Raw genomic sequence first — 12215 nt, 5'->3', positions numbered from 1 at the left:
GCGATGGCGGTCTCAAAGCCAATATCTTCACTGGATGTGACGACCTCATCGCGAGCAGGCTCGCTCCCACAAGGGTTAAGTATTTACAGATCCGAATACCTTTTTTATCTGCCGATATGGATTCCAAACGATGGACCTGACCCCACGCGAAAAAGACAAGCTGCTGATCTTCACCGCCGGCCTCGTGGCCGAGCGGCGTTTGGCGCGCGGCGTGAAACTCAACTACCCGGAAGCCATGGCCTACATTTCCGCAGCGCTGCTCGAAGGCGCCCGCGACGGCCAGACCGTGGCCGAGTTGATGCACTTCGGCACCACCCTGCTCAGCCGCGAACAAGTGATGGAAGGCATCCCGGAAATGATCCCGGAGATCCAGGTCGAGGCGACCTTTCCCGACGGCACCAAACTGGTCACCGTCCACCAACCGATCGCCTGAGGCCGCGCCATGATTTATCACATCCGCGATGCAGCGCACGCCGACTTGCCGGCGATCCGCGACATCTACAACGACGCCGTGCTCAACACCACGGCCATCTGGAACGAACAGGCCGTGGATTTGGGTAACCGCCAGGCCTGGTTCAGCGCCCGCCAATCCCAGGGCTACCCGATTCTGGTGATTGTCGACGGCGACAACACGGTGCTGGGCTACGCTTCATTCGGTGACTGGCGGCCGTTCGACGGGTTCCGTCACACCGTCGAGCATTCGGTTTACGTGCGCAGCGATCAGCGTGGCAATGGTCTCGGCCCGCAATTGATGACCGCGTTGATCAAGCGCGCCAAAGGCTGCGACAAACATGTGATGGTCGCCGCCATCGAAAGCGGTAACACCGCTTCTATTCGCCTGCATGAACGAGCCGGTTTCGTGACGACCGGCCAAATGCCCCAGGTGGGCACCAAGTTCGGTCGCTGGCTGGACCTGACTTTTATGCAACTGACCCTCAATCCTGGCGCGGAGCCGCCGACCGCCAACAAGGAGTAATTTGCCATGAACGCCGCCCAACTGCGCCGCGTCAATGTTGAAAGCTTTGCGCACTATCGTCAGGGTTTGATTGATCTGCTGCTCGACGCCGTCGGCTATGGCGCCAGCGTCGGGTTCATGGCCGATCTGGACGCCACCCAGGCCCGTGCCTATTTCGATGATGTTCAGGACAACCTGAACAAGGGCAACGTGCTGCTGTGGGTGGTGGTCAAGGACGAACAGGTACAGGCCAGCGTGCAACTGACCCTGTGCCAGAAAGCCAATGGCCTGAACCGCGCTGAAGTGCAAAAAATGTTGGTACGTGAACACGCGCGTCGCCGCGGTCTGGGCCAACAGTTGATGAGTGCTTTGGAACAAGCCGCCCTTCAGCACAAGCGCGGCATGCTCTACCTCGACACCGAGGCCGGCTCCCCCGCCGAAGACTTCTACAAAGCCCTGGGTTACACCAAGGCCGGTCAAATTCCCGACTATGCCTGCGACCCGAGCGGCCAGTACAAACCGACTGCCCTCTACTACAAGATTCTCCAAGGAGCCCATTGATGATTCCCGGTGAATACCAGATCCAGCCCGGTGATATCGAACTCAACGTGGGCCGCCGCACCGTCAGCCTGAAGGTGGCCAACAGCGGCGACCGGCCGATCCAGGTTGGCTCGCATTACCACTTCTTCGAAACCAACGACGCCCTGACCTTCGACCGCGCCGCCAGCCGCGGCATGCGCCTGAACATCCCCGCCGGCACCGCCGTGCGCTTCGAGCCGGGGCAGAGCCGCGAGGTCGAGTTGGTAGACCTGGCCGGGCATCGCCGGGTGTTCGGGTTTGCCGGGCGGATCATGGGTGACCTCGACTGACCGACCCTGTGGCGAGGGGATTTATCCCCGTTCGGGTGCGAAGCACCCGCCATCCAGCCAATGAGCTATTGCGGATAAACCGATGTGGCAGATTTACGACCGCTACGCGGCCGAACGGGGATAAATCCCCTCGCCACAATAAATTTGTGCAAGGAACTGCAATGAAGATTTCCCGTCAGGCCTACGCCGACATGTTCGGCCCCACCGTCGGTGACAAGGTCCGTCTGGCCGACACCGAGCTGTGGATCGAAGTCGAGAAAGACTTCACCACCTACGGTGAAGAAGTGAAATTCGGCGGCGGCAAAGTCATCCGCGACGGCCAGGGTCAAAGCCAATTGCTCGCTGCAGAGGTCGTGGATACGCTGATCACCAACGCGCTGATCATCGACCACTGGGGCATCGTCAAGGCCGATGTCGGCCTCAAGGACGGGCGCATCGCCGCCATCGGCAAGGCCGGCAACCCGGACATCCAGCCGAACGTGACCATCGCAGTCGGCGCCAGCACCGAAGTCATCGCCGGTGAAGGCATGATCCTTACCGCGGGTGGCATCGACACGCACATCCATTTCATCTGCCCGCAACAGATCGAAGAAGCCTTAATGAGCGGCGTCACCACCATGATCGGCGGCGGCACCGGCCCGGCCACGGGCACCAATGCAACCACCTGCACGTCCGGCCCGTGGCACCTGGCGCGCATGCTCCAGGCCGCCGATGCGTTCCCGATGAACATTGGCTTCACCGGCAAGGGCAACGCCAGCCTGCCGGAGCCGTTGATCGAACAGGTCAAGGCCGGTGCCATCGGCCTCAAGTTGCACGAGGATTGGGGCACCACCCCGGCCAGCATCGACAACTGCCTGAACGTCGCCGACCAGTACGATGTACAAGTGGCCATCCACACCGACACCCTCAACGAGTCCGGTTTCGTCGAAACCACCCTCGCTGCTTTCAAGGGCCGCACCATCCACACCTATCACACCGAGGGTGCGGGCGGCGGTCATGCGCCGGACATCATCAAGGCCTGCGGCTTTGCCAACGTGCTGCCGAGTTCCACCAACCCGACCCGGCCGTTCACCCGCAACACCATCGACGAACACCTCGACATGCTGATGGTCTGCCATCACCTGGACCCAAGCATTGCCGAAGACGTGGCCTTCGCCGAAAGCCGCATCCGTCGCGAAACCATCGCCGCCGAAGACATCCTCCACGACCTCGGTGCGTTCTCGATGATCAGCTCCGACAGCCAGGCCATGGGCCGCGTTGGCGAGGTGATCACCCGCACCTGGCAGACCGCCGACAAGATGAAAAAGCAGCGAGGCCCGTTGCCCGGTGACGGCGAAGGCAACGACAACTTCCGCGCCAAACGCTACATCGCCAAGTACACGATCAACCCGGCAATCACCCATGGCATCAGCCATGAAGTGGGTTCGGTGGAAGTGGGCAAATGGGCCGATCTGGTGCTCTGGCGTCCGGCATTTTTCGGCGTCAAACCGACGCTGATCCTCAAGGGTGGCGCCATCGCCGCCAGCCTGATGGGCGATGCGAACGCGTCGATCCCCACACCGCAACCGGTGCACTACCGCCCGATGTTCGCCAGCTACGGCGGCTCATTGCATGCCACCAGCCTGACCTTCATCAGCCAGGCGGCACAAGACGCCGGATTGCCCGAAGCGCTGGGATTGAAGAAAAGAATCGCCGTGGTCAAAGGCTGTCGCGAGGTGCAGAAAACCGACCTGATCCACAACGATTACCTGCCGAACATCGACGTCGATCCGCAGACTTATCAGGTCAAGGCCGACGGGGTTCTGCTGTGGTGTGAACCGGCTGACGTGTTGCCCATGGCGCAGCGCTATTTCCTGTTCTGAAGGTTCAAGGCACAAGAAAAAACCCTGAGTGCGCCAACACGCATTCAGGGTTTTTCTGTTGTATCACCCGTTTCTTGAAGCGGGGGTTTCAGCCAGCAGCTGGTCAGCTCTTGGTGTCCACCGTAAAGAGCGGAGGTTCAACCCGTTGCAGTTTTGCCCGGTCCATGGCTTGCTGAGTCAGTTGTTTGAGAAGGGTTTCACGCTCCTTCTTGATCAGGTCAAGCTCGGCGGCAAACGCTTCATCGGTCACGACTTGCCCCGGCGCAAAGGCACTTTCAGGTTTACCGAGTTCGGCGGCCAGTATCCTTATTTCTTCCTTCAGCTTCTCTCGCTCTTCCAGTGTCAGGTCCGTGCGGGAGGCTCGTTCGTCAAGAGCAACCTTGAACTCGGTCGTCGCTACCGTCTTGCGATCAAACGCCCTGAAACGTGCGCGATTCGAACGCTGCACATAGGTCCGCCAAAATGGCTGCTCGGCAATCGAATCACGCAGCAGATCACCCTCCTCCAGCCCCAAGACCGTTCTGCCAGGTCCGTCATGAACGCGAGGTGAACCTCGACCTCGTCAATGGTTCCGCTGACATTGCCTTGGCCGTCGACACGTCGAAAACGTTCACCCGCGGCCTCGCGGTCGATGATATGGCGACGGGCGATTCGCTCGATTTCATCCAGGCGGCTCTTACCCCTGGCCAACTCGATCAACTGCGCTTCAGTCAAACTGGGGTTGCCCAGTTCAAGGGCTTCCTGGACCAGCACATCAACCCCCAGAACATTGAATAGCTGGGTCGCGCCATCCACGCATTGGGTGCGCATAGAAGCTTCGGTGAAAAACTTCGTGCGCAGTTCAGCGTCCCTGGCCATGGTCTCGATCATCCGCCACATCTTGGCCGTCAGATCAGTTCGATAGGCGCCACCGGCGGTGAAGTCCGCCGATTGGGTCAGGCGCCTGATCTCGTCGAAGAAACCGGTCGAGTTGAACTCGTCTTCAAGCGCATCCCAGAGCTTTTGTTTCTCTACCCACTCGTCAAAGGTAATACCTTGTTGCCAGTCCAGGGTGTCACGCACGCCCCGGGGTGGATACGGGCGGTCAGGGTCCAGTCCTGTTGACCTGATGTATTCCCTGAGCAGCTCCAGGTTTTCGGGGGACATAAAGGGCGGTTGGCGGCTGAGCAACGTACGTGCCAGCAACTCCGCGTCGACCGAACCTGACGTGACTTCGGGTATGTGTGTGAGCAGGTTGCGCTGCAGGTCCAGATAGATATGCCGGGGGCGCGGAAGGTCGAACAGCCCCGGTGGCCAGGTGGTCGCTCCGGTGTCGTACAGAAGCAGTGTGTGCAGGTCGGGCATGCGACTGATGTTCGGCAGCAGACTCAACGGATTGCCGGCCAGCGCCAGTGTTTGCAGCTTCGTGCAACGGCCGAGCATTTCGACATCGGCGGGCTTCAGTACAATCCGGTTTCCCGTGAGTTCGAGGAAATTGAGGTGCGGCATGTCGGCGATGTGTCGCGGCAAAGTGGTCAGTTTATTGCGACCAAGGTCCAGGGCTCGCACCTTGCGAAACGGCTTTAGAAAGGACTGTTCCGCATCGGTAATACCGGTGTTATATAGTTTCAGGTACGTGACATGGTCGAAATTGCCCTCCAGCGCCGGCATTTTTTTGAAATGCAGGTTCAGCGGAAAGCTGCTCAGGTCGAGCTTCTGCCCAACCACATTGCCGAACGAGTCAAACTGTTTTGGCCCCGTACGCTGCCAGCACTGCCTGATTTTTCGGGCGAATTGATTCCTGGCATTCCACTCCCCGACGCCACTGGGACTCAAACGAAAATCCCGGGTCGGCGAATTCACCCATCGCTTCAGCGTTGAATTCAACCGTTCGAACTCAAGTTCAAGCTCTTCGAGCTGCATGTCGACCGGAATCCCTTGTTGGTTGAAACGCTCCAGCAACGCAGTGGTTTCTTCCTCCGTGAAAGCGGGGTAGAGCTTTCTGATCCGCGCCTGCGAACTTTGCTCCCCACGCCCGCCAGCGAGCTCACGCAAATACCCCAACATGCCGCCTGGCAAGCGCATGGTTTGCGAGTCGTACAACGGTTTACGAATCGGCTGCTCAAGCAGGATCGGTTCGAATTGCTCGTGGCTGAGTGGTGAACGCCGCACCGCATCCTTGAGCCGTGCACTTTCGTGAATGTCATAACCCAGCGCGTTGCGCTCGGTATCCGGCAGGGCATGCAACACCGAGGCATAGAGGTCGTCGGTGCCGTGCAGGTGGTGATCACTCGCGTCACGCGCCTGGTAAAGGCCGTCTTCGTCCCGCACCAGCACTTTACGGATCGGCGCATCCGCCGCCCCTACGCTTGCGAGCAGATCCCCGGAAAATCCCAAATGACGAATTTCGATCCGGACTTGCGTCGACCATCCGGGCAGGCTGGCCAACGTGGCCAGTTCGAGCCGGCGAGTATCGGTACTTTCCAGTTCATCCAGGTAAAGCCCTTCATACGCCCGGTTCAAGCGCACGCGCTCCTGGGCCCGGCGTGCCTGCTGGCGCAAACGCAGCGACAGGCGCTGTTTCTCGGCCAGGTGTTTCAGGTCGGCGGGCTCGGCGTTGTCGAGTAATTCTTGCGCAACGCTGCCGGGCAGTTGCGGGTAATCGTCCACCAGCAAACGCACCTGCGCGCTGTCGGACACATCGCGGCTCTTGTATAGCGCGTCGAACAGGCGCTTGTGTTGTTTGCGCGCCTGCATGGCCAATCGGCTGCGCAGCGCGTCGATCCGTGAGGGCGTGTCATTGGCGACCTGCTGGCCAAGCATTTCCCGCAGCTCGGTCGGGTTCAGGGAGTCAATCACTCGCTCAGGCAGTTTCCCGGCCACCAACTCCGAGCGGCTGATCTTGATGCTTTGTGGTCCAGTGGCCATGGCGTTGCCATGTTTGACGGACACCCCGGTGCGATCATCGCCTTCGAACACTTCCAGGGCTCGGGACTCCGGCCAGCGTGGCAGCTCGACCAGAGTCGCCGGCAGAAAACCGGACATCTCCTCCGGCACCTGATTCGACAGGATTTGCTCGGGATAGCGTTCCGCGTCGGCGTAGGTTTTGAAGCGTTTGAGGGTATCGCGCAGCAGCGCCGGCGGCGTTTCATGCTCGGCATGCAGCCGGCGCAACACGCCCTCTTCAACGCCACTCACCTTCTGGATTTTGGCCAGGGTGGCGGCCGAGTAATCCTCCAAAGAGTCGTCCAGTCGACGCATCAGGCGAGTCGTGTCCCAAGCCAGCGGTTGCTCGGTTTCAGCTTTCCAGGCGCCGGCGCCGTTATGCTCCACCGCCGGTTGATAAGCGTTGGGCCGGGTCGGATGTTGCAGGCGATGCTCGCCCGTCGCCGGGTCCTGGCGCACCTGGTAATGCTTTTGTTCCAGGCGCAGCCATTGCTGATCGTTGTGTCGATACAGCCCCAGGTCATCGGGTTTGGCCTCGGTCGGCAGCGTCACCGGATGCTCGTACGGCGTCAGGTCCGGTTTCCACAGGCGGGTCTTGCCCGTGGGCAGTTCCACCGGTTTGAGGTTGTCGATCAGCGCACTGGGTTTGACCGGGAGCCGGGCCGCCTGCGGGATCACGTGCCCGGCGCTCATCAGGGCCAGTTGCGCAAAGTTGATGATGACCCCGTTGATGTGCGCCGACGCCTCGTCGCGGTCGCCCTTGCTCCAGTCTTCGATGCCTTCCAGCAACTCGGCGGCCATCTGCGCCACCATCAGCGCCAGCATGGCTTCGCCCAGCCCCGGCACCAACATCGCGGCAAAATTGAAGACGTTCCAGCCGATGTCCAGGTAGCTGCTCAGGCGCTTCCAGCGCGTGGCGGCGTCCTCATCGCCGGTCGGGACGGCAATTGCGCGTGCGTCGCTGAGTGCCTTGTCGCGCTTGAGCCGATACAGCTGCGGCCACAGCTCACCCGACAGTCGGTTGGTGACGGGTTCGGCATTCGGGTTCTCCACCGCGGTTTCCCGCCACCAGGGCCCCATGTCCAGCGGTTCGCGCTGCTGCCAGGTGATCCGGCTCAGGCGCTCGCGGACCCGGGCAAAGAACCGGCCCTGGTCCTTGTGCGCCACGAAGCGGCTGAAGAACGCTTGATAGTCCGGCTCGCGCAGTTGGCGGATCAGCGTTTTCATGAAGTCCGCCAGCGAGGCGTACTCTTTCAGCGGGTGCTGCGGGTCGTCCGGCACATAGGCAATCACCGGGCCGCTCAAGCGGCTTTGCCGGTAGATGTCACGCTGGCGCAGCATCTCTTCGCTGACCCCGGCCGGGCCATTGGCGAAAAACGCCTGCAGCAGTTTGAACTTGTCCAGGTCGCGACCCGGTGACATCGTCGACAACACGCTCGACCAGTCGAGCCAGGAAGCCCGCACGTCAGGGGCCAGGGCCTCCACCGCCGCCTGGATCAGGCCCGCATCGCCCTCGGCGCTGAACAACACCACACCGTGCAACTTGAACCCCATCAGCGACAACCGATGCGGGTGCAGCGGCCGATGGTGAAAACGGATATCGCTTGTATGCTCGCGGACCTGGCGCAGCACCCCGTAGGCATTGGAACTGATGTCGTCTTTCAGCAGGGCGATCAGCGAGGCCAGTTCGAACGCCGCCTTTTCACTGGCGGCGCCGTGCCGTTCCAGGGTTTGCCTTTTCTGCGCATCGGCCGGCAGCAGCCGGGCTTGCAGATGCGCTTGATACTGCCCGCCGAGGTCTAGCCGACGACACAGCGCGGCGATTTTACTCACCGTCATCGACGGTATCAGCGACGGTTCTCCCCTGAAGTTGCTGCGATAGACCCCGGAGCCGGTCCGGAAATAATCGGCGGCGGTTTCCGGCTCCTCGAAATTATGCAGCGCCGCGTCCAGGAGGCTGGACTCGCGCAGATGGCTGGCGCCGCGATCGATACCGAAGATGATCCGGTCCGGCACATACAGCTTAACGGTCAGTTGGCTGACGTCCTCATGGCTGTTGAAGTTCGAACTCATCGACAACGACAGCAAGGGTTTGGCAAACGCCCTGATGTCCTGTTGCAGGTCTTGCAACGGTGCATCCACCAACCGCTGCAACAACCAGCGTTTGTCGATCAGTTCCTTGAGGTATTGCCGATCGATTGCGGAAGCCTTGAGGTACCAGCCCGGTGTCGGGACCGAGGTGCTGGCGAGCAACGACATCCTGACCGGCGGGGTCGCTGTTATAGCGGGAGGAAGTGCCTGAACGATACGTTCATAATGAACACCGTTGTTGTTCGCCGGTAAAACTGGCGAACTTGAAACATCGCTTACATCCTGTAACTCATCCATAAACTGACAATCCAAAACAACTTGATAAGCCCTCAGCTTAAATCCCGCCCAATAAAACAAAAGACTAAAAACCTGCTGAACGCTCCGGGCAATGCTTGAATAATCATTCGAATATTAAAGAGATGGATATGCGCCACGCCTTTCCGATACATCAACTAACAGAGTATCAATCTCGAGAAGGCCAGATCTTTTATGTTGAACTACTCGATCACTAACCGGGCCAACCGCTGTTTGAGCATGCGGTTCTCGGCCCGCAGTTGCTGGACCTCTTCCAGCAGGTCCAGCGCCAGGGCGACGCCTTCCCATTCCAGCTCAAGGTCGCGCCGCAGCTTGGCGGCACGCTTGGCCAGCACCAACTCGTAATCGTTGAAACGCCAATCCTTGGGCTGCTTGCCCTGAGGTTCGAGGATGCCGTGCTCGACGATTTCGATCACGTAGACGTCCGGCAGGTCGGTCGCCTCGCAGAACTCTGCCAGGTCCAGTTGAACGATCAGGGGGTTGCTCATGATGGGCTACTCCGTCTCTTGGATCAGAAGTTTTCTCTCGGGTTGAAAGCCGCTTTTTTCGCCAGTTCCTGCCACAGCGCCTTGACCTCGTCGTCCGAGGTTTTAGGCATGACGGCCTTGAGCTGTACAAACAGATAACCGCGATGACCGGCCTTGTTCAGCAAACCGTGGCCCTTGGCGCGCATGCGCTGGCCGTTCTGGCTGCCGGCCGGGATCTTGAGGTTGATCTTGCCTGTCAGGGTAGGCACTGCCACCTCAGTACCTAATGCCAACTCCCACGGCGCCAGCGGCAAGGTAATGATCAGGTTCTCGCCTTCGACGTCGAACTTGGGGTGCGGCGCAAAGCGAATGATCAGGAACAAGTCGCCATTGGCCCCGCCACCCGTGCCCGGAGCACCCTGGCCTTTGAGGCGGATGCGCTCGCCGTCGGCCACGCCGGCCGGGATCTTCACGTTCAGGCTTTTGCTGGTGTTGCTGACATGCTGGCCGGCAGCGTTGTACTGCGGCACCTGGAAAGTAACCTTCTTCGATTCGCTCGAAAGGGTTTCTTCCAGGAAAATCCCGAGTTCCATTTCCACGTCTTGCCCTCGACGCCCGGCGCTGCGGCCTGACTGTCCACCCCCAAAACCAGGGCCACGGTTGCCGAAGATCGAACTGAAGAAGTCCGAAAAATCGCCCGTGTCCTGACCACCACCGAAACCACCTGCGCCACGCCCCTGCCAACCCGGCGGGCCCTGGAACGGTTGACCGTGCTGGCCGTATTTGCGCAAGTCGTCGTATTCGGCGCGCTTGTCGGCGCTTTTCAGCGCCTCATAGGCTTCCGAGGCGTCTTTGAATTTGGACTCGGCGTCCTTTTCCTTGCTGACATCCGGGTGATATTTACGCGCCAGCTTACGATAGGCGGCCTTGATCGTCTTATCGTCCGCGGTCGGTTCCACACCGAGAATCTTGTAATAGTCTTTGAAGTCCATCTAAGGATCACCATCCGTTATCGATATCGCGCCACTACCGGCAGCATGCGCTCTTTGGCAGCCGCCAGGTTGATCGATCTCAAGGTGGCAGCGCATCAGAAGTTTTTCGGCAGCAGTGGGCGGTTCTTGCGACCGTCCGAGGGCTGCCAGGGCCAATGCAGACAAGTTTGGGGCATCTGGCCGTCTTATCAAGGCGCTAATCGCGGAGATTTAGCGGATAGTCGGCCTTCGAATCTGCGCCGCACTGACATACACTGCGCGGCCGTTTTTTAACCGGAACTCGATAGACATGAAAAACGCATCTCCAGCCCGTGCCTGTGGTATCGACTTCGGCACGTCCAACTCCACCGTCGGCTGGCTGCGCCCCGGCATGGAAACGCTGATCGCGCTGGAGGACGACAAGATCACCCTGCCTTCGGTGGTCTTCTTCAACATGGAAGAACGCCGCCCGGTGTACGGCCGCCTCGCGCTGCACGAGTACCTGGAAGGTTATGAAGGCCGGCTGATGCGCTCGCTCAAGAGCCTGCTGGGCTCCAAGCTGATCAAGCACGACACCAGCGTCCTCGGCACGGCAATGCCGTTCAAGGATTTGCTCGGGCTGTTTATCGGCCAACTGAAGAAGCGCGCCGAAACCGCCGCCGGTCGCGAGTTCGATGAAGTGGTGCTCGGTCGTCCGGTGTTCTTCGTCGATGACGATGAAATGGCCGACCAGGAAGCCGAAAACACGCTGGTGGACGTGGCCCGCGCCATCGGTTTCAAGGACGTTTCGTTCCAGTACGAACCGATTGCGGCGGCCTTCGACTATGAGTCGACCATCGAAAAAGAAGAGCTGGTGCTGATCGTCGACATCGGCGGTGGTACCTCGGACTTCTCGCTGGTGCGCCTGTCCCCTGAACGCCGTACCCACGACAATCGCCACGATGACATCCTCGCCACCGGCGGCGTGCACATCGGCGGGACCGATTTCGACAAGCAGCTGAGCCTGCAAGGCCTGATGCCGCTGTTCGGCTATGGCAGCCGGATGAAGAGCGGCGCCTACATGCCGACCAGCCACCACATGAACCTGGCGACCTGGCACACCATCAACTCGGTGTACTCGCAAAAGTCGACCCTGGCGCTGGGCAGCATGCGTTACGACATCGAAGACACCGGCGGCATCGATCGCCTGTTCAAGCTGATCGACCAGCGCGCCGGCCATTGGCTGGCCATGGAAGTGGAAGAAACCAAGATCCAGCTGACCCACGCCGACAGCCGCCATGTGCCGCTGGACCGCATCGAACCGGGGTTGAGTGTGGAGCTGAGCCGGGCACTGTTCGAATCGGCTATCGACAACTTGCTGGAGCGCGTGCGTAACAGCGTGACCCAGCTGTTGAACGACGCCAATGTGCGAGTCGATCAGGTCGATACGGTGTTCTTCACCGGCGGTTCGAGCGGGATTCCGGCACTGCGCAACAGCGTCTCGGCGATGTTGCCGAACGCGCGGCATGTGGAAGGGAACATCTTCGGCAGCATCGGCAGCGGCTTGGCGATTGAAGCGATGAAGCGCTACGGCAACATGGACTGACCTGACACCCTGTGGTGAGAGGATTTATCTGTGGTAAGAGGATTTATCTGTGGTAAGAGGATTTATCTGTGGCGAGGGGATTTATCTGTGGCGAGGGGATTTATCCCCGTTGGGCTGCGAAGCGGCCCCTTCTTTTTTGGATAAGGGGGGCCGCTTCGCGACCCAACGGGGATAA

10 protein-coding genes are annotated in these 12215 nt (G+C 60.1%); 6 read left to right on the top strand and 4 right to left on the bottom strand.

Annotated elements, in window-relative coordinates:
- Positions 1 to 130: 130 nt before the first annotated feature.
- From ureA to ureC, 5 genes are all read left to right on the top strand, one after another.
- Complete coding sequence (gene ureA, locus IB252_RS19930; protein WP_007907366.1) at positions 131 to 433, top strand: urease subunit gamma; 303 nt, start codon at positions 131 to 133, stop codon at positions 431 to 433.
- A 9-nt stretch (positions 434 to 442) separates the two neighbouring features.
- Complete coding sequence (locus tag IB252_RS19925; protein ID WP_192410003.1) at positions 443 to 976, top strand: GNAT family N-acetyltransferase; 534 nt, start codon at positions 443 to 445, stop codon at positions 974 to 976.
- Positions 977 to 982: 6 nt separating this feature from the next.
- On the top strand, positions 983 to 1516 hold the full coding sequence (locus IB252_RS19920) for a GNAT family N-acetyltransferase (protein ID WP_111449220.1): 534 nt from the start codon (positions 983 to 985) through the stop codon (positions 1514 to 1516).
- Positions 1516 to 1824: an urease subunit beta gene (locus IB252_RS19915; RefSeq protein WP_109627750.1), complete on the top strand. Its 309-nt coding sequence runs from the start codon at positions 1516 to 1518 to the stop codon at positions 1822 to 1824. The genes IB252_RS19920 and IB252_RS19915 overlap by 1 nt, the downstream gene beginning before the upstream one ends.
- A gap of 161 nt (positions 1825 to 1985) precedes the next feature.
- Positions 1986 to 3686, top strand: coding sequence for an urease subunit alpha (ureC, locus tag IB252_RS19910; protein ID WP_111449221.1), 1701 nt, complete (start codon positions 1986 to 1988; stop codon positions 3684 to 3686).
- Between the two features lie 103 nt (positions 3687 to 3789).
- Here ureC and IB252_RS30450 read toward each other — a convergent pair whose 3' ends face one another.
- The 4 genes from IB252_RS30450 to IB252_RS19895 form a co-directional block, all read right to left on the bottom strand.
- Positions 3790 to 4134, bottom strand: coding sequence for a hypothetical protein (locus IB252_RS30450; RefSeq protein ID WP_318652733.1), 345 nt, complete (start codon positions 4132 to 4134; stop codon positions 3790 to 3792).
- A complete protein-coding gene (locus tag IB252_RS19905) occupies positions 4083 to 8864 on the bottom strand; it encodes a dermonecrotic toxin domain-containing protein (protein WP_318652732.1) in 4782 nt (1593 codons plus the stop codon). Before IB252_RS19905 ends, IB252_RS30450 begins: the two co-directional genes overlap by 52 nt.
- A gap of 335 nt (positions 8865 to 9199) precedes the next feature.
- Positions 9200 to 9505, bottom strand: a complete 306-nt coding sequence (locus tag IB252_RS19900; protein ID WP_111449223.1) for a chaperone modulator CbpM — start codon at positions 9503 to 9505, stop codon at positions 9200 to 9202.
- Between the two features lie 23 nt (positions 9506 to 9528).
- Positions 9529 to 10476: a DnaJ C-terminal domain-containing protein gene (locus tag IB252_RS19895; protein WP_074873327.1), complete on the bottom strand. Its 948-nt coding sequence runs from the start codon at positions 10474 to 10476 to the stop codon at positions 9529 to 9531.
- 289 nt (positions 10477 to 10765) lie between these two features.
- Here IB252_RS19895 and IB252_RS19890 point away from each other — a divergent pair, with 289 nt between their 5' ends.
- Positions 10766 to 12040 carry an Hsp70 family protein gene (locus IB252_RS19890; protein ID WP_111449224.1) on the top strand — a complete coding sequence of 425 codons (1275 nt, stop codon included), beginning with the start codon at positions 10766 to 10768 and terminating at the stop codon, positions 12038 to 12040.
- The last annotated feature ends 175 nt before the right edge of the window (positions 12041 to 12215 follow it).

This window comes from Pseudomonas sp. PDM10, from assembly GCF_014852295.1.
In the GTDB taxonomy this organism is placed as follows: Bacteria; Pseudomonadota; Gammaproteobacteria; order Pseudomonadales; family Pseudomonadaceae; genus Aquipseudomonas.
This window is presented reverse-complemented; position numbering and strand designations above follow the sequence as displayed.

What these genes read in the sequence shown, in the direction of transcription:
- ureA (WP_007907366.1), top strand. Translation starts at nt 131, where the DNA reads ATGGACCTGACCCCACGCGAAAAAGACAAGCTGCTGATCTTCACCGCC.
- IB252_RS19925 (WP_192410003.1), top strand. Translation starts at nt 443, where the DNA reads ATGATTTATCACATCCGCGATGCAGCGCACGCCGACTTGCCGGCGATC.
- IB252_RS19920 (WP_111449220.1), top strand. Translation starts at nt 983, where the DNA reads ATGAACGCCGCCCAACTGCGCCGCGTCAATGTTGAAAGCTTTGCGCAC.
- IB252_RS19915 (WP_109627750.1), top strand. Translation starts at nt 1,516, where the DNA reads ATGATTCCCGGTGAATACCAGATCCAGCCCGGTGATATCGAACTCAAC.
- ureC (WP_111449221.1), top strand. Translation starts at nt 1,986, where the DNA reads ATGAAGATTTCCCGTCAGGCCTACGCCGACATGTTCGGCCCCACCGTC.
- IB252_RS19900 (WP_111449223.1), bottom strand. Translation starts at nt 9,505, where the DNA reads ATGAGCAACCCCCTGATCGTTCAACTGGACCTGGCAGAGTTCTGCGAG.
- IB252_RS19895 (WP_074873327.1), bottom strand. Translation starts at nt 10,476, where the DNA reads ATGGACTTCAAAGACTATTACAAGATTCTCGGTGTGGAACCGACCGCG.
- IB252_RS19890 (WP_111449224.1), top strand. Translation starts at nt 10,766, where the DNA reads ATGAAAAACGCATCTCCAGCCCGTGCCTGTGGTATCGACTTCGGCACG.